20 protein-coding genes are annotated in these 21,783 nt (G+C 61.5%); 9 read left to right on the forward strand and 11 right to left on the reverse strand.

The features are described from left to right. Window position 1: 1 nt before the first annotated feature. Window positions 2–322, reverse strand: a complete 321-nt coding sequence (locus tag C4Q26_RS05950; RefSeq protein WP_023379097.1) for a DUF2025 family protein — start codon at window positions 320–322, stop codon at window positions 2–4. 117 nt (window positions 323–439) lie between these two features. Next, complete coding sequence (locus C4Q26_RS05955) at window positions 440–1,351, reverse strand: LysR family transcriptional regulator (RefSeq protein WP_104882885.1); 912 nt, start codon at window positions 1,349–1,351, stop codon at window positions 440–442. Between the two features lie 113 nt (window positions 1,352–1,464). On the opposite strand from C4Q26_RS05955, the gene C4Q26_RS05960 reads away from it, so the two are divergent. Next, the gene (locus C4Q26_RS05960; protein ID WP_104882886.1) at window positions 1,465–2,223 is read left to right on the forward strand and encodes an SDR family NAD(P)-dependent oxidoreductase; all 759 of its coding nucleotides are present in this window, start codon (window positions 1,465–1,467) and stop codon (window positions 2,221–2,223) included. Between the two features lie 27 nt (window positions 2,224–2,250). Here C4Q26_RS05960 and C4Q26_RS05965 read toward each other — a convergent pair whose 3' ends face one another. The 7 genes from C4Q26_RS05965 to C4Q26_RS05985 form a co-directional block, all read right to left on the reverse strand. Next, the gene (locus tag C4Q26_RS05965) at window positions 2,251–3,117 is read right to left on the reverse strand and encodes an HlyD family secretion protein (RefSeq protein WP_023379094.1); all 867 of its coding nucleotides are present in this window, start codon (window positions 3,115–3,117) and stop codon (window positions 2,251–2,253) included. 12 nt (window positions 3,118–3,129) lie between these two features. Next, window positions 3,130–3,336, reverse strand: coding sequence for a DUF1656 domain-containing protein (locus tag C4Q26_RS05970; protein WP_023379093.1), 207 nt, complete (start codon window positions 3,334–3,336; stop codon window positions 3,130–3,132). Next, window positions 3,323–5,311 (reverse strand): FUSC family protein, encoded by a 1,989-nt coding sequence (locus tag C4Q26_RS05975; protein WP_027907489.1) that lies wholly within the window; start codon window positions 5,309–5,311, stop codon window positions 3,323–3,325. The genes C4Q26_RS05970 and C4Q26_RS05975 overlap by 14 nt, the downstream gene beginning before the upstream one ends. Before the next feature lie 192 nt (window positions 5,312–5,503). Continuing rightward, on the reverse strand, window positions 5,504–5,620 hold the full coding sequence (gene ccoM / locus C4Q26_RS28580; RefSeq protein ID WP_023379091.1) for a cytochrome c oxidase subunit CcoM: 117 nt from the start codon (window positions 5,618–5,620) through the stop codon (window positions 5,504–5,506). A 134-nt stretch (window positions 5,621–5,754) separates the two neighbouring features. Next, window positions 5,755–5,916 (reverse strand): hypothetical protein, encoded by a 162-nt coding sequence (locus tag C4Q26_RS28080; protein WP_023379090.1) that lies wholly within the window; start codon window positions 5,914–5,916, stop codon window positions 5,755–5,757. Window positions 5,917–5,983: 67 nt separating this feature from the next. Then, the gene (locus C4Q26_RS05980; RefSeq protein WP_023379089.1) at window positions 5,984–6,310 is read right to left on the reverse strand and encodes a hypothetical protein; all 327 of its coding nucleotides are present in this window, start codon (window positions 6,308–6,310) and stop codon (window positions 5,984–5,986) included. A 108-nt stretch (window positions 6,311–6,418) separates the two neighbouring features. Beyond that, window positions 6,419–7,114 (reverse strand): M949_RS01915 family surface polysaccharide biosynthesis protein, encoded by a 696-nt coding sequence (locus C4Q26_RS05985; RefSeq protein ID WP_023379088.1) that lies wholly within the window; start codon window positions 7,112–7,114, stop codon window positions 6,419–6,421. Between the two features lie 129 nt (window positions 7,115–7,243). Between C4Q26_RS05985 and rapA the strand changes: the two genes are divergently transcribed. Beyond that, window positions 7,244–10,090 carry an RNA polymerase-associated protein RapA gene (rapA, locus tag C4Q26_RS05990; RefSeq protein WP_023379087.1) on the forward strand — a complete coding sequence of 949 codons (2,847 nt, stop codon included), beginning with the start codon at window positions 7,244–7,246 and terminating at the stop codon, window positions 10,088–10,090. A 316-nt stretch (window positions 10,091–10,406) separates the two neighbouring features. Next, window positions 10,407–12,671: a bifunctional diguanylate cyclase/phosphodiesterase gene (locus tag C4Q26_RS05995; protein ID WP_104882887.1), complete on the forward strand. Its 2,265-nt coding sequence runs from the start codon at window positions 10,407–10,409 to the stop codon at window positions 12,669–12,671. On the opposite strand, the gene C4Q26_RS06000 is transcribed toward C4Q26_RS05995, so the two are convergent. Continuing rightward, entirely contained in the window at window positions 12,571–13,458 is an 888-nt protein-coding gene (locus tag C4Q26_RS06000; protein WP_023379085.1) for an NAD(P)-dependent oxidoreductase, read from the reverse strand. The two genes, C4Q26_RS05995 and C4Q26_RS06000, sit on opposite strands and share 101 nt — an antisense overlap. Window positions 13,459–13,657: 199 nt before the next feature. On the opposite strand from C4Q26_RS06000, the gene C4Q26_RS06005 reads away from it, so the two are divergent. Then, window positions 13,658–15,841, forward strand: a complete 2,184-nt coding sequence (locus C4Q26_RS06005; RefSeq protein WP_027907487.1) for a hypothetical protein — start codon at window positions 13,658–13,660, stop codon at window positions 15,839–15,841. Between the two features lie 191 nt (window positions 15,842–16,032). Here C4Q26_RS06005 and C4Q26_RS06010 read toward each other — a convergent pair whose 3' ends face one another. Beyond that, window positions 16,033–16,338 carry a DUF2288 domain-containing protein gene (locus C4Q26_RS06010; protein ID WP_023379083.1) on the reverse strand — a complete coding sequence of 102 codons (306 nt, stop codon included), beginning with the start codon at window positions 16,336–16,338 and terminating at the stop codon, window positions 16,033–16,035. 360 nt (window positions 16,339–16,698) lie between these two features. On the opposite strand from C4Q26_RS06010, the gene C4Q26_RS06020 reads away from it, so the two are divergent. From C4Q26_RS06020 to C4Q26_RS06040, 5 genes are all read left to right on the forward strand, one after another. Further along, window positions 16,699–17,814 (forward strand): branched-chain amino acid ABC transporter substrate-binding protein, encoded by a 1,116-nt coding sequence (locus C4Q26_RS06020; protein ID WP_023379081.1) that lies wholly within the window; start codon window positions 16,699–16,701, stop codon window positions 17,812–17,814. Between the two features lie 186 nt (window positions 17,815–18,000). Next, window positions 18,001–18,924 carry a high-affinity branched-chain amino acid ABC transporter permease LivH gene (livH, locus tag C4Q26_RS06025; protein WP_023379080.1) on the forward strand — a complete coding sequence of 308 codons (924 nt, stop codon included), beginning with the start codon at window positions 18,001–18,003 and terminating at the stop codon, window positions 18,922–18,924. Beyond that, window positions 18,921–20,177, forward strand: coding sequence for a high-affinity branched-chain amino acid ABC transporter permease LivM (locus C4Q26_RS06030; RefSeq protein ID WP_023379079.1), 1,257 nt, complete (start codon window positions 18,921–18,923; stop codon window positions 20,175–20,177). Before livH ends, C4Q26_RS06030 begins: the two co-directional genes overlap by 4 nt. Continuing rightward, window positions 20,174–20,941 carry a high-affinity branched-chain amino acid ABC transporter ATP-binding protein LivG gene (livG, locus tag C4Q26_RS06035; protein WP_013973920.1) on the forward strand — a complete coding sequence of 256 codons (768 nt, stop codon included), beginning with the start codon at window positions 20,174–20,176 and terminating at the stop codon, window positions 20,939–20,941. The genes C4Q26_RS06030 and livG overlap by 4 nt, the downstream gene beginning before the upstream one ends. Continuing rightward, window positions 20,942–21,643, forward strand: coding sequence for an ABC transporter ATP-binding protein (locus tag C4Q26_RS06040; RefSeq protein WP_023379078.1), 702 nt, complete (start codon window positions 20,942–20,944; stop codon window positions 21,641–21,643). It abuts the gene before it with no gap. Window positions 21,644–21,783: the final 140 nt, after the last annotated feature.

Raw genomic sequence — 21,783 nt, forward strand, 5'->3', positions numbered from 1 at the left:
GTTAGCGCAAACGGCGCTCGGCCAGGATTTCCGGCAGGTCGCTACGCCGCAGGTAAATGCGCAATGGCTCGCCGATATTCAAGCGGTCATCCACGTGTTGCGCGAGCAACAGGGCAAGCCGCGTCCGGCACAACGCCATGCGCTGTCCCGGCTCGGGCCGCCAGACGAATTCGCTGCATGGCGTGATGCTGTCGTCGGCCACATCCATGCCGAACGAGTCTTCGGAAAAACGCACGATATGAACCCCGCGCTTGCCGTGGAAACCCACGAACCCTTTGAGCTGGTCGGCGGCGTTGCAGATGTCCTGGGAGGAAATGGCCATGTCGTAACCTCGCAAAATAATGGGAAGTAACGCACGCCTGGCGGGGAACGGTTGCCTCTGACGGGCAACGCGCAGCGGCCAGCCTAGCGTAACTGGCCAGGCATTTGCCAAGAAATTTCAGTTTCGCGAAGGGTCGACCTGCGACGCCAACAGCACCGTCAGCCAGTTCATGAACGCCTGGACCCGACGCGGTACATGTTGTTGCCGGGCGTACAACAGTGACACCGGCATGGCGCGTGCCTGCCAAGGGTGAAGCACTGTCACCAGATTGCCCTGCGCCAGATGCTCGGAAACCCCAACCGCAGGGACCTGGATCAACCCCAGGCCGGCCAGGCAGGCGGCCGAATAGGCTTCAGCATTGTTGACCGTGACCACGCCGGCCATGGCTTGGTAATGCAGTTCGCCGTCCCGCTCGTACTCAAACCCTGGACTGCGCGCACCGAGGTTTCGGACATAATGCACCAACTGATGTCCGGCCAAGTCTTCGAGGCGGCTCGGCACGCCGTGGCGGGCCAAGTAGTCAGGGCTCGCGCAATTGCACATGCTCAATTGGCCGATCGCCCGCGCCACCACATCCAGGTCGCTCAAGGCGCCGATACGCATCACGCAATCGAACCCCTCTCGCAGCAAATCGACTTGCCGGTCGGTGCAGCTGATTTCCACCTCCAGCCGCGGAAAACGCGCCAGAAACGCCGGCAATGCCGGAATGATCACCCGTCTGGCCATCATGGTCGGCAAATCGACGCGCAGGCGCCCAGCCAACTCGGCGTCATCGGCACGGAACAGGCTCTCGATCTCATCCATGCCCGACAGCAAGTCCTTGCTGCGCGCATAAAGCAGCACACCATCCTGCGTGGCCTGCATCCGTCGGGTTGTGCGGTTGAACAGCCGGGTGCCGAGCAACCGCTCAAGGGCCCTGATCTGCTCGGAAACCGTCGAACGCGGCAGACCCAGACTTTCGGCGGCCAGCGTAAAACTGTTGACCTCGGTCACCCGGACGAAAGTGCGCAGCAACGCCAGCTTGTTCATACGGACCCTCTGATTATTCGGACATGCCGAACAGTATTTCCGGTTTCGCGGGATTTAACAGCACAAGGACGACCAATAACCTTTCCTCATCGCCATCCCATGAGGAAATCGACATGACCCGCAAGATTGCCCTGATCACAGGTGCCAGCCGCGGCTTGGGCAGGAACACAGCCGAACATCTGGCCGCACGTGGCATCGATATCATCGGCACCTACCACAGCAAGGTGGACGACGCCCAAGCAGTGGCCAGCGCCCTGGAGCAGGCAGGAGTCAAGGCTGCCATGCTGCAACTCGACGTCAGCGACAGCAGCAGTTTCAAGACCTTCGCCGAACGCCTGAGCACCACACTGCGGGAGCGATTCGCGCGCGAGAAGTTGGATTTTCTGGTGAACAACGCCGGAATCGGCCTGAACGTGCCGTTCGCGCAAACCACCGAAGCACAGTTCGACCAGTTGCTGAACATCCAGCTCAAGGGACCGTTCTTCCTCACCCAGCAGCTGCTGCCTGTGCTGGCCGACGGTGGCCGCATCGTCAACATTTCATCCGGCTTGGCGCGCTTCGTACTGCCAGGCTACGCCGCCTATGCCGCGATGAAAGGTGCGATGGAGGTGTTGACGCGGTATCAGGCCAAGGAACTAGGCGCGCGGGGTATCCGGGTCAACATCCTTGCCCCCGGCGCGATCGAGACCGATTTTGGCGGCGGTGTGGTGCGCGACAACCGCCAGGTCAATGACTTCATTGCCAGCAATACAGCGCTGGGACGGGTCGGCTTGCCCGACGACATCGGCGCGGCGATTGCCCTGCTGCTCGCGGAGGGCAATGGCTGGATCACCGGGCAACGGCTGGAGGTCTCGGGCGGTATGTTCCTCTGAAGGTCTGCCGGGGCCGCTTTGCGGCCCTCACGGTTGCGGGTCGTCGTGCACTTGCACGCTGGCAGTCATCCCTGCACTCAGGTGCACGCCCTCGGGAATCTCGTCGAGTCGGATACGCACGGGAATCCGCTGGGCCAGCCGCACCCAGTTGAACGTCGGCTCTACCTCCGGCAGCAGCTGGCTGTCCGGGTTGCTGTTGCTGTCGGTAATCCCCCGGCCGATGCTTTGTACATGCCCCTGCATCGCCTCGCCCGCGCCCATCAGCCAGACCTTTACGGTATCGCCCTCGCGGATGCTTGGCAGCTTGGTCTCCTCGAAATAGGCCTGGATGTAGAACGTCGAATCGTCGACCAGGGCCATCACCGCTTGCCCAGTATTCACATAGTTGCCTTCGGCCAGGCGCAGGTTGGTGATATGCCCACTTCGAGGCGCCCGCACCTCGCTGCGGGCCAGGTTGATCTTGGCGACCTGCAACTGGGCTTCTGCCTCGCGCAACTCGCCACGCGCGATGGCGGCGTTGATCTGGGCATTCTCGCGTAGCTCCGCGCTGATCGCGTCCGGCCCCAGCGCCGTGCGCCGCGCCGCTTCGCGCTCACGCAGGCGAACCTGTTGACGACGGGTCTCGGCCACGGCGCTGGCTTGCTCCACCGCAGCCTCGAAGCGCTCGCGGTCGATGCTCATGAGCAAATCACCGGCCTTGACCTGCTGGTTGTCATGAACGTTCAGCCCGCGGACCCAACCGGAGACGTCGGGGGCGATCACCACCACATCCGCACGCACACGTGCGTCACGGGTCCAGGGGGTGAGCATGTAGTACTGCCAAAGCTTGAAACCTGCGAGCACGGCAAGTGCCACCACGCAGAGGGTCACCAAGGTACGTACGACTGTACGCATCGACTCAACTCCTTACAAAGGTCCCAACGAACGCACCACCAGGTACAGCACGCAGACGAACAACGCCGCGTCGAACAACGCTTCGTGCCAGATCCAGCGCCCCAGGGGCGTGGCCTGGACCACCAGACGCAATACGCCAGTCACCACCAATGCCATCAAGACGTAGATCAGAAAAGGGCTGAGCAGCACGCCGCCCACCGCCCACTCACGCAAACCCATGGGCTTCCTCCTGCCAGCGACACCATTTACGCCAGCTTTTCTGCAATTGCAGCACCGCACCTTCGGCCAATCGCAGCGGATCGCTGGGTGGCTGACGACGCAAGACCTCGATGAAGCGCTCGCTGGCAGCATCCAGCTGCTCCCCACGCCCGGCTGCCGGCCCATTGGCCAACACGTGCTCCACTTGCTGCAGGTATTCGCGCTCGAAGCTGCCAATCGGCACGTTCGCCACCGCCAGGCACATGCGCAGGTGAACGAGTTCATCACCGATATCCAGGCCATGCAGGCCATCGTCCCATCGTTTGCGCTCAGCCTCGGGGAGTTCGCTGGCGTGATGGGCAAGCTTCATCAGGCGGTCGGCCATCCGTCCGCCGAACCAGCTGTCGGCACCCCGCAAATCACGTCGGGTCAGGCGCACCAGGTCGCTCTGGGTCGCGGCCCGCAGGCGTCGGCCAAGCCAGGCTGGGTGGCGCAACACCACCAGACGGAACGCCAGCACGGCCGCTCCGACCCCGATCAACATGGCCTGCGCGCTGTTGAGCATGTTCGCCACATCGAATTTCATGGTATTGAGCGGCGACACCAAGACGATGAAGTGCAGGCAATAGGACGTGGCCGTACCCGCCGTGCGAGGGTTGGCCATGCACAGAGCGCCGAAGAACAACGGCACGCCCATGCCCAGGCAAAGCATGGCGAAGCTGCTCCATTGGGGCAGGAGAATTTCTCCGACCAGAAATGCCACCGGAAACGCCAGCAAGATCCCACGCAGGAAGCTCAGGCCTATCTGTGCGCCATTCTCACGGCTGGCAAACAGGCTGCAGACAACGCAAGTCAACACCAGGCCGCCTGGCGCCGACGGCCAGGCGGTAGCCAGCCAGAAACTGCTCATGACCAGAAACGCCAACGCACTGCGGGCACCGAACAGCAGGGCCAGCGGCAGGTCACGGTGCACGGCAAGGCCCGGCGCGGCATCCTTCGGCGCCCTGCCGGCCTCGACATCCTCCACCGCCTGGGTCGCGGCCATGGCAACGTCGATCAACAGCGTCATGCGCGCCAGACAATAGTGTTCTGCCGAGCTGATATGTTCATCGTGGGCCGCATCCCAGATACGCTGGCGCAAAACCAGCAAGCTTGGCTTGTCAGGCTGGATCAGCAGCGCCCGCACCTCCTCCAGCCAGGGCGCGATATGACCGGCTTCCTGCTCATCGAGCTGGCGCCATTGCCGACGCACCGAGCGCGAGATGCGCAACAGCACCATCAGTTTCTGGCTAAGCCCGCGGATGGCGCTGGCGCGCTGCCGCCCACGATTACCTTCGAACCAGGCGTGTTCACGCTGGGAATCGATGGCCACGATGCGTCCAAGAATCTCCAGCAATCCTTTACGCGCTTCGTCCTCCCCGCCGAGCATGGCGGCGGCCGCTTGCAGCCCGGTCTGCCAGGCCTGACGCGCCTGGCCGCTCAGTTGCTGCTCGACCCGCATTGGCCAGAGCAACGCGCTGGTGGCGGTAGCGCAGCAGATCCCCAGGCAGATTTCGGTGCAGCGGGCCACGGCCTGGTCGAACACCTGCAGCGGGTGATTGACTGCCGGCAGGGCAATGATCGCCACCGTGTAGCCAGCCAGAACGAAGGCATAGGCCCAGGCGCTGCGCAGCTGGGTCGAGGCCGCTGTGCACAACGCCAGCCACAGCGCCAAGGTGATCAGGAACAACCAGGGTGTCTGGGCGAACAACGCCATGAACACCACCGACATGATGGTACCGACCAAGGTCCCGGCCAATCGAGCCAGGCCTTTCTGCACCACCATCCCCGATAGCGGTTGAGCCACGATGAACGCGGTCATCAACGCCCAAGACGGCTGCTCCAACCCCCAGCGCATGGCCAGCCAGAGCGCCAGACCACCGCCGAGCACGGTCTTGATGGCGAACTTGATGGCGAGGCTGCTGGGAGCGAACAGGGCCTGGAAAGTGATGGGCACGAATCGGACCTTGCGGGGCTGGTTACAGAAAAGATAGACAACACGGAGAAGGATAATGCGGAGCCGATTAATTAGCTAGCTATCAATCTATTCAAGTCAGGCGATACCTGGCCTGGATTTAGCAAATCGCGGGCAAAAAAATGGGCGACCGAAGTCGCCCTAAATGCCTTGCGTGCACGTGAATCTGGAAGGTCAGCGCGGCTTGCGCTTGTTCGAATCCTTCCAGATGAAAAGTCCTAGACCGGCAAAGAATGCAAACATCAACCCGACTGTTACCACGCCAGCGATGACCACATTGTCGAAGAACATGTCGGCCTCCCATTCGTTTGCCGTTGTCCGATGGGTGCAAGGTATCTAATCGAGGGGAGTGAATAATTGATCGGTGTCAATGGTGCCCTGGAGCGGGCACGCGAGGCGGGTACAGGGTTGACCTGCGTCAAGTTTCAGCGCTTCTTGGGCTTGCCCTTGGGCTTCTTTTTCTTCGCGCCAGCCAGCGGCATGGCTTGCTCGAAGGCCTGACGCACTTCGTTCAGGCGCTTTTCCTTGAGGTCGTGAATGCGCTTGGCGCGTTCAGCATCGAAGTCGATGAGGTTGTCTTGGCTCATGGGTGGGCTCGACGGTCAGCAGAGTCTTGCATGATGAAGCCAGGAGCCGGTCATGACCAGTCCCTGGTCAGACTTCGATGTCCACCAGCAGCCCTTGGCGCGGCTGTTCGCCCATCAGTGGCGCGACCGGCACGGTGTTGTCTGCATTCACCTCGTCACCAGGCAGCGCAGTGTAGCGCTCATCATCGCCCTTCTTGCGACGCTGCTGACGCCGCTGCTCGTCGCGCAACAGCACGGCCTGCTCCTCGGGATCACGGTGCTGCTTGAGGTCGATGGCGCTTTCGCTGGAGGATGGCTGCGCGGGCACCACCGGCTTGATGTCGGGCGTCGGTTTGACCGGGTCCAGTTGCGAGGTGACCGGGACAGCACTGAGCGGGATGAGCGGCGGCAGCATGGGAGTTCTCCTGTAGCCACTGTATCGGCCGGCCAGAATCCGCCTTGAATCCTGGTGGGTATAAACCTGTGGTGTATCACGGTCAGTGGCCGCCGATGAGGACGACGCTTACTCGGTGTCGTCCTCGGGGTCGTCATCGACCGGCGGGCTGGTTTCGCTCCAGGGGCGCTTGTAAACCTGCTGCCAGACCGCATCCATGTGCTCACGCAGGACCTGGGGCGCGTTCTTCAGCGATGCACTGTCGTCGCGCTCGCCACCGATCGGCTCCTCGCCCGCGGGCGTGATCAGCGACTGCCCGGTAATCGTGTAGCTTGCCTGCCCCTCACGTAGCTCGATGGAGATATCGTGCGGATCGATGCCACCGCCGCAGAAGGCATGGCTTGCCACTGTGACCTCGGCGACACCGTCCTTGTTCAAGTCGCTGACGTCACTGACATCGGTGTAGAAGTCCACATCCAGGTCCAGCCCCGGGCAACTGGTCTCCTGTTCGATCTGCCAGCGCGGCTTGAATGCGTCGCGCTCTGCGGCACGCCCATACAGGGTGGCCTTGAGCTGCACCTTGTCCACTTCCTGCTCGGTGTCAGGGTCGGTGGCCTGGCCATCGACGCGGCTCAGTACCAACAGGCCCTCGCCATCGCGGTCACGGAAGTGGACGCTCTTGATCGGCGTCTGCACCCCCAGCACCTCGAGCTGATCGACCGGGATCGCAGGCAGGGTCTCGAAATTCTTCTGTTCACAGGCGGCCAGCAGCAAAACGCTACTAATGGCCATTGAGGCGCTCAACCAGGGGTGCTTCACAGGCATATCGGTTCGGACCCTCGTCGGCAGGACGGTGTTCGTCGATGAAACAGCTAGACTCTTGGTCTTCACTCTTTGGTCTGACCGGCCTATCCGTTAACATAGCCGGCTTTTCAACGCGGGAGTTCAGGCAGTATGGCGCAGCAGTATCAACCGGGGCAACGCTGGATCAGTGACAGCGAAGCCGAGCTCGGCCTGGGTACCATCCTGGCGCAGGATGGCCGCCTGTTGACCGTGCTCTACCCGGCCACTGGCGACACACGTCAGTATTCCCTGCGCAATGCGCCGCTGACCCGTGTGCGCTTCTCGCCCGGTGACCAAATCACACACTTCGAAGGTTGGAAGCTGACCGTACGCGAAGTCGAGGATGCCGATGGCCTGATGGTCTACCACGGCCTGGATGGCAACAATCAGCCGCGCACCCTGCCGGAAACCCAGCTGTCGAACTTCATTCAGTTCCGTCTGGCCAGTGACCGCCTGTTCGCCGGCCAGATCGACCCACTGTCGTGGTTCTCCCTGCGCTACAACACCCTGCAGCACACCAGCAAGCAGATGCTGTCCTCGCTATGGGGCCTGGGCGGTTGCCGTGCGCAACCCATCGCCCACCAGCTGCATATTGCCCGCGAAGTGGCAGACCGTAGCGCGCCTCGTGTTCTGCTGGCCGACGAAGTCGGCCTGGGCAAGACCATCGAGGCTGGCCTGGTGATCCATCGCCAGTTGCTGTCCGGGCGTGCCAGCCGAGTGCTGATCCTGGTCCCGGAAAACCTTCAGCACCAGTGGCTGGTGGAAATGCGTCGGCGCTTCAACCTGCAAGTCGCCCTGTTCGATGCCGAACGCTTCATCGAAAGCGATGCCAGCAACCCATTCGAAGATGCCCAGCTGGCGCTGGTCGCGCTGGAATGGCTGGTGGACGACGAAAAGGCCCAGGATGCCCTGTTCGCTGCCGGTTGGGACCTGATGGTGGTCGACGAAGCGCACCACCTGGTGTGGCACGAAGACCAGGTCAGCGCCGAATACGGCCTGGTGGAACAGCTCGCCCAGGTGATCCCGGGCGTGCTGTTGCTCACCGCGACGCCTGAACAGCTCGGTCAGGACAGCCACTTCGCCCGCCTGCGCCTGCTGGACCCGAACCGCTTCCACGACCTGGCCGCCTTCCGCGCCGAAAGCGAGCACTATCGCCCGGTTGCCGAGGCTGTCCAGGAGCTGCTTGACGAAGGTCGCCTGTCACCCAAGGCCCACGCCACCATCCTCAACTTCCTCGGTGCCGAGGGCGAAGCCCTGCTGGCAGCCGTGAGCGATGGCGACACCGAGGCCAGCGCGCGCCTGATCCGTGAGCTGCTGGACCGTCACGGTACCGGCCGCGTGCTGTTCCGTAACACCCGGGCGGCGATCCAGGGCTTTCCCGAGCGCCAATTGCACCCCTACCCGCTGGCCAATCCGGAGCAGTACCGCGATTTGCCCGCTGGCGAGCACGCGGAGCTTTACCCGGAAGTGGCCTTCCAGGCCCAGGGCGAGGTCAGCGATGACGAACGCTGGTGGCGTTTCGACCCACGGGTCGACTGGCTGATCGACACCCTGAAGATGCTCAAACGCACCAAGGTGCTGGTGATTTGCGCCCACGCCGAGACTGCCATGGACCTGGAAGACGCCCTGCGCGTGCGCTCCGGCATTCCAGCCACGGTGTTCCATGAAGGCCTGAGTATCCTCGAGCGCGACCGCGCCGCGGCCTACTTCGCCGACGAGGAGTTCGGCGCCCAGGTGCTGATCTGCTCCGAAATCGGCAGTGAGGGCCGCAACTTCCAGTTCGCCCATCACCTGGTGATGTTCGACCTGCCGGCCCACCCGGACCTGCTCGAACAGCGGATCGGCCGCCTCGACCGAATCGGTCAGAAACACACCATCGAGCTGCACATTCCCTACCTGCAGGACAGCCCGCAGGAGCGTCTGTTCCAGTGGTACCACCAGGGCCTCAACGCCTTCCTCAACACCTGCCCAACCGGCAACGCCCTGCAACACCAGTTTGGCCCACGCCTGCTGCCGATGCTCGAAGGTGGCGACGCCAAGGCATGGGATGGGCTGGTGGCCGAAGCCCGCGCCGAGCGCGAGCGTCTGGAAGCCGAACTGCACAGCGGCCGTGACCGCTTGCTGGAACTCAACTCCGGCGGTGCTGGCGAAGGCCAGGCGCTGGTCGAGGCGATTCTCGAGCAGGACGACCAGTTCGCCCTGCCTATCTATATGGAAACCCTGTTCGACGCCTTCGGTATCGACAGCGAAGACCACTCCGAGAACGCGCTGATCCTCAAGCCAAGCGAGAAGATGCTCGATGCCAGCTTCCCGCTCGGAGACGACGAAGGCGTGACCATCACCTACGACCGCACCCAGGCGCTGTCGCGCGAAGACATGCAGTTCCTGACCTGGGAACATCCGATGGTGCAAGGCGGCATGGACCTGGTGCTGTCCGGCTCGATGGGCAACACCGCCGTAGCCCTGATCAAGAACAAGGCGCTCAAGCCCGGCACGGTGCTGCTGGAATTGCTGTTCGTGAGCGAAGTGGTGGCACCGCGCAGCCTGCAGTTGGGCCGCTACCTGCCACCCGCCGCACTGCGCTGCCTGCTGGACGCCAACGGTAATGACCTGGCGGCGCGCGTCGCCTTCGAAACCCTCAACGACCAACTCGAAAGCGTACCTCGCGCCAGCGCCAACAAGTTCGTCCAGGCCCAGCGCGACGTGCTGGCCAAACGGATCAGCGGTGGCGAAGCCAAGGTCATGCCGACCCACATCGAGCGCGTGGCCGAGGCCCAGCGCCGACTGGCCGCCGAGGCGGATGAAGAGCTGGCGCGTCTGACCGCGCTCAAGGCCGTCAATCCAAGCGTGCGTGACAGCGAAATCGACGCCCTGCGCAAGCAGCGTGAAGAAGGCTTGGCAATGCTGGATAAGGCAGCCTTGCGACTGGAGGCGATTCGAGTGCTGGTCGCAGGCTGATTATCCGCCGGCTCTGTGGGAGCCTCTTGCTGTCGAGACGGGCCGCGCTCCGCTGCGCGGGAAGCCTGGGGGGCCGCGATGCGGCCCTATCGCGACGCAAGACCGCCCCCACAGCGATCCGCTACCACATGGGTAAGTCCCGCAAGTTTTCGTTCGCGAGGTCGTTATATCCCTCCGCTATCAGCCCGATGCCGAAATCATTGCTTCCAAAGTGCCATTAGTCATGAAGGCCTGAATAGCTGTTCCTATACTTTCCTCTGGTCAGTCTCCACCCCGCATTTTGGAGACGAGTGAAAACTCGACGAAGAGGCATGCTATGGAATGGCTGGGACTGCAATTGTTCTCCGAGCTTCCTATCAACGGGCAGATTGTCATTGACTGCCAGCATGAGCCGCTACTGATCCTGCTCGCTTATGCCGTGGCCTGTGCCGGGTGTTTCGCCACCCTGGACATGGCAGAACGCCAATGTCACTGCGAAAATGCCAAAGCCCAACGACAATGGCGGGCACTTGGCGCCTTCTGCCTGGCCGGCGGTATCTGGGCCATGCACTTCATCAGCATGCTCGCCTTCCAGGCACCGCTGGAAGTCCACTATGACGTCTCTCTTACCGGCCTTTCGCTCTTGATTGCATTGGTGGTTGCCTGGCTGGCGATGTACAGCCTCAACCGTGTACAAATGCTTGCGCACAACTATTTGCAAAGCGCCCTGCTCATTGGCGCGGGCATCATCCTCATGCACTTCGTCGGCATGGCTGCGCTGCAGACCGGCGCCCAGCAGTATTACCGTACCGACCTGTTGCTGGCCTGTACCGCCATCGCCTTTCTCACCAGCCTCACCGCCCTGCTGCTGGCGCGGTACTTCCGCAACGGTAGCGGCACTTGGCATTTGGCCATGAAATACGGCGCCAGCCTGGTCATGGCGGGCGGTATCGTCGCCACGCATTTCACCGCCATGGCCGCGATGACCTTGGTCATACCAGCCGACACGGCCTTGAGCTTGCCTTCGGGTGATAACAGCCTGCAACTGGGCCTGACCATCGCCGTGATCACCTTGCTGATCAGTGGCAGCAGCATCAGCGCCGCGCTGGCCGACAAGAAGCTGCAACGTCAGGAACACGACCTGCGCCGCTACAGCGTCCTGCTCAACCAGCTCGATCAGGCCCGCGCCTCCCTGCAGCAAGCCGCTCACTACGATGCCTTGACCAATCTGGTCAACCGCCGAGGTTTCAACGAAGTGTTCGCCGAACGCCTGGCCGAGCATCAGGACCGCCAGAGTCGCCTGGCGGTGATGTTCCTCGACATCGACCATTTCAAGCGCATCAATGACAGCCTTGGTCACGATGCGGGCGATGAGCTACTGAAGGTCATCGCCGACCATATCAAGGCCGCCACCCGCAGTCAGGACCTGGTGGCACGGCTGGGGGGCGACGAGTTCTGCGTGGTCACCAGCCTGAACAACCCCGATGAGGCTCGCCACCTGGCCCAACGCATCATGCAACGCATGAAAGACCCCATCGACCTGGGCGGCCGGCGCATGGTGATGACCACCAGTATTGGCATCAGCATATTCCCGGAAGATGGCCAAACCGCTGAAGAACTGCTCAAGCATGCCGACCTGGCCCTTTATCAATCCAAGGGCTGCGGACGCAATAGCCTGCACTTCTTCAACAGCGGACTGAAGAACCGGGCGACCCTTGAACTGCAACTGGAAGAGGAACTGCGCATCGCCCTGCTCGAGGAGTGCGGACTGTGCGTGCATTACCAGCCCATCTTCGACCTGCGCACGGGCCAGGTGGCCAAACTCGAAGCGCTGGTACGCTGGCAACACCCGCAACACGGCCTGCTAAGCCCCGATCGTTTCATCGGCATCGCCGAAGCCAACGGGCTGATCGTCGACCTTGACCTGTGGGTGCTGCACCACGCCTGCAAGGACCTGGCCCAGCTCAACCGCCACGGCTACACCAGCCTGAAGGTTACGGTGAACTGTTCGGCCGTGACCCTAGGCCGCGAAGAGCTGGCCAATGAGGTAGAAATGGCCTTGCTGGAAGCTGGGCTTGCGCCGCGCCAACTGGAACTCGAGGTGACCGAAAATGCCCTGATGGGTGATGTCCAGCGCACTGCAGGGCTTTTCAAGCGTATCCGCGCCCAGGGCGTTGCCCTGTCGATCGATGACTTCGGCACCGGCTATTCGTCGCTGGCTTACCTCAAGCGCTTGCCGCTGGATGTGCTGAAGATCGACCGCAGTTTTCTCCAGGACGTGCCCGGCAACCAGAAGGACCGGGAAATCGTCCAGGCGATCATCGTCATGGCCCACACCCTCCACCTGCAGGTGGTCTGCGAGGGTGTCGAGACCATCGAACAACACGAATTCCTCGCCACCCACGGCTGCGACTACCTGCAAGGGTACCTGCTGAGCCGACCAGTGCCGCTGGCGGACCTGCGGCCGATCCTGGAGCGGCTCGACCGCCAGGAAAGCCGCCTCACTCCTTGTTACGATACAGTTCTACCAGGGTCGCCGGATCTTTTTGCAGATTCCCTTGGCTACCGTGCAAGCGCATCAGTTGCGCGGCGAGGGCGGTAACGGGTGTTGCCGAGCCCTGCTCGCGGGAAAACTTGACGGCGCCATCGAGGTCCTTGAGCAGCGTGCGCACATGCCACTTGATCGGTTCGAAGCGGCTTTCGGCCATTTGCGGCGCCAGGATCTGCAGGGGCTTGGAGTCGGCGAAGCCCCCTGCCAGCGCTTCGGCGATCAAGGTCGCGTCAACCCCTGACCGCTCCGCCAATGCCACCACTTCGGCAATCACCAAGGCATTGCACGCCACGATCATCTGATTGCAGGCCTTGGTCACCTGCCCCGCTCCCACTGCCCCCATGTGCGTGACTCGCTGGCCCAGGGTCAGCAGAATGGGTCGAGCGCGCTCAAGATCACTCGGCTCCCCGCCGACCATGATCGCCAGGGTCCCCGCTTCCGCGCCAGGCGTCCCCCCCGATACCGGCGCATCCAGCCAGGCCATGCCACACAGGGCGGCCACTTCAGCAGCCATTTCGCGAGTGGCCGTCGGTTCAAGACTGGAGAAGTCGATCAGCAATTGCCCGCTGCGCCCTCCGTGAACGACGCCTTGCTCGCCGAACACCACTTCACGCACCACTGCCGTATCGGCCAGGCAAAGCAGCACCATGTCGCTGCCACGGCTCAGTTCTGCTGGGCTATGTGCCAGCTTCGCCCCGGCGGCAACCAGCTCGGCACACTTCTCCGGGCTGCGATTCCACACGGTCAGGGGGTAACCCGCAGCCAGCAGGCGCCGGCACATTGGCAGTCCCATCAGGCCAATTCCGGCGAATCCCAGCGAAGGCAGTGCAGTACTCATGAACGACTCCTGGCAGAAGATTAAAGAAGCATGACAATCGGACGATGCAGTGCCGGAGCGATAGAAAAAATCCTTAGAAGCTGTAAGGCAAACCCCTATCGCATCCGAAAAAGGCGCACTGCTACAGTCGCCGAAACCCTGGTGATGGCTAGATGACATGCCCACCCAGGGGCCCACCACCTCAGGTAAATGGCGCACTATGACTTCTACGAACACTTCTGCCAATGCGGTCCCCGAGTCGACGACACACTCCACTTCGCTGACCGCCAGCGGTGCTCGAGAAGCTCTGCCAGTGCGCAGCGCGCCAGCACAGCAGTACCTGTACTTCACCGAGCAGGATATTCAGCGCATCCTCGACAACCTCGACGGCCTGCGCGACCTGGTGTTCCCCCAGAACCTGCACATCGAAGACGAAAGCCAGCTGCGCCTGGAACAGCAGTTTCCCTCGGTCTGCCTGATCGGCCTGGGCCGCTGCGGCTCGAACATTGCTCTTGATGTTGCCGAACTGGTGTACAACGCCCGCACCTTCTTCCTCAACGAATTCAACAACGAGGACCGTAACAAGGGCGAATCGGGCTACAGCCCGGCGCGCTGGATTCGTCAGAACCTGCGCCTGGTGCAAAACAAAGGCGCGAAACCCGTGTTTCTGGTCGAACCGCTGGTGATGCTGGGCGACCTGGACAAAGACATCGCCGGGCGCATTCGTTTCTCGCGCAAGGGCGAGCGTGGCGAGTTCCTGCGCGACTACAGCAAGATGAAGATCATGGACCTGTCCGAGGTCCACGCAGGGGGGGCCGGTAATGCCCCAATCCTCGGCCAGTACCTGGCCAAGATCATCCTCAACAAGGACACCCAGCGCTTTTCCAGCGCCGACTGGAAACTGATCCACTCGTACCTGATCGACTCCTGCGGCATCAAGGCCAACCAGTCGCGCCTGTACTTCTACATCTTCAGCGCTGGCGGCGGTACCGGCTCAGGCATGGCCTCGGAGTTCGGCCTGGCCCAGCAGTATTCGTACATGAACAAGACCTTCGACACCAAGCAGGCGGACGAGAACGACGGCAAGAGCGGACACTCGTTCGTCTTCGAGCCGATCTTCACCAGCGGCATCTGCGTGCTGCCAAACATTTCGGACCACCGCAGCGAAATGTCCGAAGCGCTGCACATCAACGCCGGCCGGCTGCTGTGCAAATACCTGTCCGAAGAATGGGACTTCTCGTACAACTTCGACAACGAGGACAGCAGCGAAGCCAGCGTCATGGGCCGCATTCGCCCCTGGAACGCAATGATGCTGATCTCGAACGACATCATGCGCTACGCCGAAGAAAGCGACGACGGCACGATCCACAACATCGACGTCAACGCCATGGAGAAGCACGCCAACCAGTACATCTCCCAGCAAATCTTCAACATCCTCACGGCCCAGGCGGTCACTACCGACTACGACCAGAACTACTTCCGTCGCGCCGGCATCGACATCGGCGAAACCATCCGCCTGGACGCCAACGACCTGTTCATGAGCCTGGCCGGCCCAGTGGCCATTGCCTACGCAGAATCGGTGGTGCCGGAAATTCCGGTCCAGGGTTCGGACAAGTTCAAGGTCTTCGAGCGCGAAACGCCGCGCCTGGACATCGACGACCTGTTCTTCCGCTCGATCGACCTGCCGCACTTCAACAAGCAGACCCAGGCAATCGAAGGCATCAGCCTGTTGCCGATCGAGTCGCGTCGCTACCGGGCAGCCTTGGAGCAATACCAGGCTTCGGGCTACGACGCCGCGGCCCTGCACGACCTGCACTTCTTCAAGAACTGCTCGTCGGTGGTGTCGATCGTGTCGCTGCCCAAGGACTACAAGCTGTCGTACATGGACCTGAATCGGCTCAAGACCCACCTCAACAGCCTGTTCCCCAACACCACGCTCAAGCGTTATGCGCTGGTCATCGGCGCCTCGGCCAACCTGTCGCTGACCACACTGATCGCCAAGAGCCCGTGCCTGTCGGATGACTTCCTGACCCTGATCGTGGCGTTCATCAAACGCTGCTTCGCCCGCACGCCGTACCGTTTCGACGACACCCTGGACAACGCCATCCTGGAGTTCATCACCAGCGAGCACTTCGATGAAGACCGCATCGACGACCTACTGAACGAGTTCGAGAACCCGGCGAAGATCCTCGATACCAACTGGTATGCGATCAAGCCGATGTACGAGAAGAAATACCGGGAATTGATCAACGACAAGAGCCGGTTCGTGTCGATCAATGACATTAGGCTGTCGCGCGAATGCGTGAAGAAGGCGGTGAAGTACCTGCGCGAGATCTTCCGCCACCGCATCGGCAAGACCCGGGTGATCTCGCTCAACAGCCACACCGGCCGGGTCGATTACTGACATCGGTCGTGCTGGCTCCTACAGCACCCGGTAGGAGCCGGCTGGTCGGCGGTGGGACATTACGCATCCCGTAAACTGTTACCGCCCCGCCGAATCAACACGACACTGTTACCAACTTCCACCTTACGTGAGCGTCAATGCGCACCGTTGTGACACGGCTGCGCATTTTCACGCACCAAAAAAGCGCATAGCTACTCAGCCTGCTTGACCTGGATGACGATGAACGGCGAAACCACTACCGCCCAGATCTCTGGATCGCGGCTTTGCAGGTCCATCGCCTGCTCTGCGGTGACTGGCCCCACAGTGCCATCACTACGCCACTTGGCGAAGATCTCGCTGCGATTCTCGGCCATCGCTTCGGCAACGGCGATCAGGTCCAGGGAGGGGTCGACCCAAATCAGGTCACCCTTGGCCCAAAAACGCTCCAAGGCTTTCCACTCGATGGTCGCGGTCTCGCCGAGCAATTTGGCATAGAGGGTGCTTGTTTGATCAGTCATGGGTTTGTACACGCATCAATCGGCCAATAAAAAAGGCCGCTATTTTTGCAGAAAAACCCGGTTTCAAATACGTAATTTGGTCGATTGGCCCCGAAGTTGTGGGGTGGGGCCAGGGATAAAGGCAAAGTGATGGCGCTTTTCTATATCTTTCTGTCGATCAAGCGACAACCCCTGAGACAGGCGCAATTCGCCCGCTTTTCAAGCGCTCGAACGGCGCTCTACACTGTACCGGTACAGTTCCGGGACATGTTCCGGGGGAAGGTGGGCATGCAGTATGGCGTGGCCATACCGCAAATCCCGCCCGGTCTGTAGCCCTGGCCGCCAGGACTATAAGAATTACAACAGAATGAGTGGAGCACTATGATCAAGATTTCCAAGCTGTTCGCCGCAATGGTTCTGGCCGGGGTTGCCAGCCATTCGTTTGCCGCCGATACCATCAAGATCGGTATCGCTGGCCCCAAGACCGGTCCGGTCACTCAGTACGGCGATATGCAGTTCATCGGCGCCAAACAAGCCATCAAAGACATCAACGCCAAGGGTGGCGTGGATGGCAAGATGCTCGAAGCCAAGGAATACGACGACGCGTGCGACCCTAAACAGGCCGTTGCGGTCGCCAACAAAGTGGTCAACGACGGCGTCAAGTTCGTCATCGGCCACCTGTGCTCCAGCTCCACCCAGCCTGCGTCCGACATCTACGAAGACGAAGGCGTGATCATGATCACCCCGGCCGCCACTTCGCCGGAAATCACCGCCCGTGGCTACAAGCTGATCTTCCGCACCATCGGTCTGGACAGTGCCCAGGGCCCGGCTGCCGGCAACTACATCGCCGACCACGTCAAGCCAAAAGTGGTTGCGGTACTCCACGACAAGCAGCAGTACGGTGAAGGCATCGCCACCGCGGTCAAGCAGACGCTGGAGAAGAAAGGCACGAAGGTTGCCGTCTTCGAAGGCCTGAACGCCGGTGACAAGGACTTCTCCTCGATCATCCAGAAGCTCAAGCAGAACAACGTCGACTTCGTCTACTACGGCGGCTACCACCCAGAGCTCGGCCTGATCCTGCGTCAAGCCCAGGAAAAAGGCCTGAAAGCCAAGTTCATGGGTCCAGAAGGCGTGGGTAATGACTCGATCTCGCAGATCGCCCAGAACGCCTCCGAAGGCCTGCTGGTCACCCTGCCGAAATCGTTCGATGCCGACCCGGCGAACAAGGCCATCGTCGACGCTATCAAGGCCGACGGCAAAGACCCAAGCGGCCCGTTCGTGTTCCCGGCCTACTCGGCCGTCGAGCTGATCGCCGAAGGCATCAAGGCGGCCAAGTCCGAAGACACCGACAAGGTGGCTGCTGCCATCCACAACGGCACCTTCAAGACCCCGACCGGCGACCTGTCGTTCGACGAGAAAGGCGACCTGAAAGACTTCAAATTCGTGGTCTACGAATGGCACTTCGGCAAGCCGAAGACCGAAGTCTCCCCTCAGTAACTGCGTGACTAATAGCTGACCGTAGAAGCCCACTGTGCGAGCAGTGGGCTTTGTTTTACGAGGTTCATGGGCCTGATTGCCGCGATCCGGCAGCGGGTTCACCTGAAAATCTTAAAACCGTCACCCGCGGTTTCCTGGCTGTCACCCGGCCGGCGAAATGCAAATCAGGTTTTTAGGAGCGCTGTAATGCCTGAGATCTACCATTTCTTCCAACAACTGGTTAATGGATTGACCATCGGCAGCACCTATGCCTTGATCGCCATCGGTTACACGATGGTGTACGGCATCATTGGCATGATCAACTTCGCCCACGGCGAGGTGTACATGATCGGTTCATACGTGGCCTTCATCGCGCTTGCGGGTCTGGCCATGATGGGTATCCACTCCCTGCCGATCCTGATGACCGTCGCCTTCGTCGCGACGATCTTCGTCACCAGTGCCTATGGCTACAGCATCGAACGGGTCGCCTACCGCCCGCTGCGGAACAGCAACCGTCTGATCCCGCTGATTTCTGCCATCGGCATGTCGATTTTCCTGCAGAACACTGTCTTGCTCTCGCAGGACTCCAAGGACAAATCCATCCCTAACCTGATCCCAGGAAGCTTCTCCTTCGGGCCAGGCGGTGCGGAAGAAGTCCTGGTGTCCTACATGCAGATCCTGGTGTTCGTGGTCACCCTGGTGGCCATGACCTGCCTGACCCTGTTCATCTCCCGCTCCCGCCTGGGCCGCGCCTGCCGCGCCTGCGCCGAGGACATCAAGATGGCCAACCTGCTGGGCATCAACACCAACAACATCATTGCCCTGACCTTCGTCATCGGCGCCGCACTGGCGGCGGTGGCGGCCGTGCTGCTGAGCATGCAGTACGGGGTTATCAACCCCAACGCCGGCTTCCTGGTGGGCTTGAAGGCCTTCACCGCGGCGGTACTGGGTGGCATCGGCAGCATTCCGGGCGCCATGCTCGGCGGGCTGGTGCTGGGCGTGGCCGAAGCGTTCGGCGCCGACATCTTCGGCGACCAGTACAAGGACGTGGTTGCATTCGGCCTTTTGGTTCTTGTCCTGCTGTTCCGGCCGACCGGCATCCTGGGCCGTCCGGAGGTTGAAAAAGTATGAACAGAAATCTCAAACAGGCGTTCTTCAGCGCCTTGCTGGTATGGGCCGTGGCCTTCCCGGTGCTTGGCCTGAAACTGAGCATCGACGGCATCAGCCTGGTGGTGCACAGCCAAGGCTCGTTCACCATCGGCATCATCGCTGTGTGTTCGGTGCTGATGTTCCTGCGCGTGCTGTTCGACAAGCAGTGGAATGCTGTGATGGGCCGTCGCTCGGATCGCGCCTTGATCCCGCCAGCGGTCAGCAACTACCTGACCCTGCCCAAGACCCAGCGCTACGTGATCATGGGCCTGATCGTCGCCGCCTTGGTGTGGCCGTTCTTCGGCTCGCGCGGCGCGGTCGACATTGCCACGCTGATCCTGATCTACGTGTTGCTGGGCCTGGGCCTGAACATCGTGGTCGGTCTGGCAGGCCTGCTCGACCTGGGCTACGTGGGCTTCTATGCGGTTGGCGCATACAGCTATGCCATGCTCTCGCACTACCTGGGCTGGAGCTTCTGGGTGTGCCTGCCGATCGCCGGCCTGATGGCCGCCACCTTCGGCTTCCTGCTCGGCTTCCCGGTGCTGCGCCTGCGCGGCGACTACCTGGCGATCGTGACCCTGGGCTTCGGCGAGATCATCCGTCTGTTCCTGCGTAACCTCACCGACTGGACCGGCGGCCCGAATGGCATCAGCAACATCCCCAAGCCGGAGTTCTTCGGCCTGACCTTCGAACGTCGTGCCGCCGAAGGAATGCAGACCTTCCACGAGTTCTTCGGGCTGGAATACAACTCGATCAACAAGGTCATCTTCCTGTACCTGGTGGCCCTGCTGCTGGCCCTGCTGGCGCTGTTCGTCATCAACCGCTTGCTGCGCATGCCGATCGGTCGTGCCTGGGAAGCGCTGCGTGAAGACGAGATCGCCTGCCGTGCCCTGGGTCTGAACCCGACCGTGATCAAGCTCTCGGCCTTTACCTTGGGCGCCTGCTTCGCAGGTTTCGCCGGCAGTTTCTTCGCCGCGCGCCAAGGCCTGGTGACGCCTGAGTCGTTCACCTTCATCGAATCGGCGATCATCCTCGCCATCGTCGTGCTCGGCGGCATGGGCTCGCAACTGGGCGTGATCCTCGCGGCCATCGTGATGATCCTGCTGCCCGAGCTGATGCGAGAGTTCAGCGAATACCGGATGCTGATGTTCGGTGCGCTGATGGTGTTGATGATGATCTGGCGTCCGCAAGGCTTGCTGCCTATGCAACGTCCACATATGGAGCTGCGTCGATGAGCCGCGAAATTCTGCAAGTCAGCGGCCTGAGCATGCGCTTCGGCGGCTTGTTGGCGGTCAACGGCGTGGGCCTGACCGTCAAGGAAAAACAGGTGGTGGCGCTGATCGGCCCGAACGGCGCCGGCAAGACCACCGTGTTCAACTGCCTGACCGGTTTCTATAAGCCAAGTGGCGGCACCATCCTGCTCGATGGACAGCCGATCCAGGGCCTGGCCGGCCACCAGATCGCCCGCAAGGGCGTGGTGCGAACCTTCCAGAACGTGCGTCTGTTCAAGGAAATGACCGCCCTGGAAAACCTGCTGATCGCCCAGCACCGCCACCTCAACACCAACTTCTTCGCCGGCCTGTTCAAGACCCCGAGCTTCCGCCGCAGCGAAAAAGAGGCCATGGAGCGCGCTCAGTACTGGCTGGAAAAGGTCAACCTGACCGAATTCGCCAACCGTACCGCCGGAACCCTCGCCTACGGCCAGCAGCGTCGCCTGGAAATCGCCCGCTGCATGATGACCCAACCCCGGATCATCATGCTCGACGAACCCGCGGCCGGTCTGAACCCAAAGGAAACCGAGGACCTGAAGGCGTTGATCGCCTACCTGCGGGAATCGCACAACGTCACCGTGTTGCTGATCGAGCATGACATGAAGCTGGTGATGAGCATCTCCGACCATATCGTGGTGATCAACCAGGGCACGCCCCTGGCGCACGGTACGCCGGAGGAGATCCGCGATAACCCTGACGTGATCAAAGCCTACCTGGGGGAAGCGTAAATGCTGAAGTTCGAAAACGTTTCCACCTTCTACGGCAAGATCCAGGCGCTGCACAGCGTCAACGTGGAAATCAACCAAGGCGAGATCGTCACCCTGATCGGTGCCAACGGCGCCGGCAAGTCGACGTTGCTGATGACCCTGTGCGGTTCGCCCCAGGCCCACAGCGGCAGCATCAAGTACCTGGGTGAAGAGCTGGTCGGGCAGCCCTCCTCGCACATCATGCGCAAGAGCATCGCCGTGGTCCCTGAAGGCCGCCGCGTGTTCGCCCGCCTGACCGTCGAGGAAAACCTGGCCATGGGCGGTTTCTTCACCAACAAGGGCGATTATCAGGAGCAATTGGACAAGGTCTTGCAATTGTTCCCTCGCCTTAAGGAGCGCTACATCCAGCGTGGCGGCACCATGTCCGGCGGTGAGCAGCAGATGCTGGCCATCGGCCGCGCACTGATGAGCAAGCCCAAGTTGCTGCTGCTCGACGAACCGTCGCTGGGCCTGGCACCAATCATCATCCAACAGATCTTCGACATCATCGAGCAGTTGCGCCGTGACGGTGTGACGGTGTTCCTGGTGGAGCAGAACGCCAACCAGGCGCTGAAGATTGCTGACCGAGCCTACGTCCTGGAAAACGGTCGGGTCGTGATGCAAGGGACCGGCGAAGCGCTGTTGACCGACCCTAAGGTACGTGACGCGTACCTTGGAGGCTGATCGACGTCCGCTTCGGGAAAGGGCCTTCGGGCCCTTTTTTCTGTCTAATAGGATGAGTCCGCCATGGCGTGCCTTGCGCCGGCAAGCCGGCTGCTAAAGCGCTAGCGCGATCGCACAGCCCCCTTGTGCACATCCCTTGG

The sequence above is a fragment of the Pseudomonas sp. SWI44 genome (genome assembly GCF_002947915.1).
Classification (GTDB): domain Bacteria; phylum Pseudomonadota; class Gammaproteobacteria; order Pseudomonadales; family Pseudomonadaceae; genus Aquipseudomonas; species Aquipseudomonas taiwanensis.

Excerpts from the sequence above, each read along its gene's own strand:
- C4Q26_RS06040 (WP_023379078.1), top strand. The coding sequence starts at position 20,942 with ATGCTGAAGTTCGAAAACGTTTCCACCTTCTACGGCAAGATCCAGGCG.
- C4Q26_RS06030 (WP_023379079.1), top strand. The coding sequence starts at position 18,921 with ATGAACAGAAATCTCAAACAGGCGTTCTTCAGCGCCTTGCTGGTATGG.
- C4Q26_RS06005 (WP_027907487.1), top strand. The coding sequence starts at position 13,658 with ATGACTTCTACGAACACTTCTGCCAATGCGGTCCCCGAGTCGACGACA.
- C4Q26_RS05955 (WP_104882885.1), bottom strand. The coding sequence starts at position 1,351 with ATGAACAAGCTGGCGTTGCTGCGCACTTTCGTCCGGGTGACCGAGGTC.
- livH (WP_023379080.1), top strand. The coding sequence starts at position 18,001 with ATGCCTGAGATCTACCATTTCTTCCAACAACTGGTTAATGGATTGACC.
- C4Q26_RS05965 (WP_023379094.1), bottom strand. The coding sequence starts at position 3,117 with ATGCGTACAGTCGTACGTACCTTGGTGACCCTCTGCGTGGTGGCACTT.
- C4Q26_RS05970 (WP_023379093.1), bottom strand. The coding sequence starts at position 3,336 with ATGGGTTTGCGTGAGTGGGCGGTGGGCGGCGTGCTGCTCAGCCCTTTT.
- C4Q26_RS06000 (WP_023379085.1), bottom strand. The coding sequence starts at position 13,458 with ATGAGTACTGCACTGCCTTCGCTGGGATTCGCCGGAATTGGCCTGATG.
- C4Q26_RS28080 (WP_023379090.1), bottom strand. The coding sequence starts at position 5,916 with ATGAGCCAAGACAACCTCATCGACTTCGATGCTGAACGCGCCAAGCGC.
- livG (WP_013973920.1), top strand. The coding sequence starts at position 20,174 with ATGAGCCGCGAAATTCTGCAAGTCAGCGGCCTGAGCATGCGCTTCGGC.
- C4Q26_RS06020 (WP_023379081.1), top strand. The coding sequence starts at position 16,699 with ATGATCAAGATTTCCAAGCTGTTCGCCGCAATGGTTCTGGCCGGGGTT.
- C4Q26_RS06010 (WP_023379083.1), bottom strand. The coding sequence starts at position 16,338 with ATGACTGATCAAACAAGCACCCTCTATGCCAAATTGCTCGGCGAGACC.
- C4Q26_RS05995 (WP_104882887.1), top strand. The coding sequence starts at position 10,407 with ATGGAATGGCTGGGACTGCAATTGTTCTCCGAGCTTCCTATCAACGGG.
- C4Q26_RS05985 (WP_023379088.1), bottom strand. The coding sequence starts at position 7,114 with ATGCCTGTGAAGCACCCCTGGTTGAGCGCCTCAATGGCCATTAGTAGC.
- C4Q26_RS05980 (WP_023379089.1), bottom strand. The coding sequence starts at position 6,310 with ATGCTGCCGCCGCTCATCCCGCTCAGTGCTGTCCCGGTCACCTCGCAA.
- rapA (WP_023379087.1), top strand. The coding sequence starts at position 7,244 with ATGGCGCAGCAGTATCAACCGGGGCAACGCTGGATCAGTGACAGCGAA.
- C4Q26_RS05950 (WP_023379097.1), bottom strand. The coding sequence starts at position 322 with ATGGCCATTTCCTCCCAGGACATCTGCAACGCCGCCGACCAGCTCAAA.
- C4Q26_RS05960 (WP_104882886.1), top strand. The coding sequence starts at position 1,465 with ATGACCCGCAAGATTGCCCTGATCACAGGTGCCAGCCGCGGCTTGGGC.
- ccoM (WP_023379091.1), bottom strand. The coding sequence starts at position 5,620 with ATGTTCTTCGACAATGTGGTCATCGCTGGCGTGGTAACAGTCGGGTTG.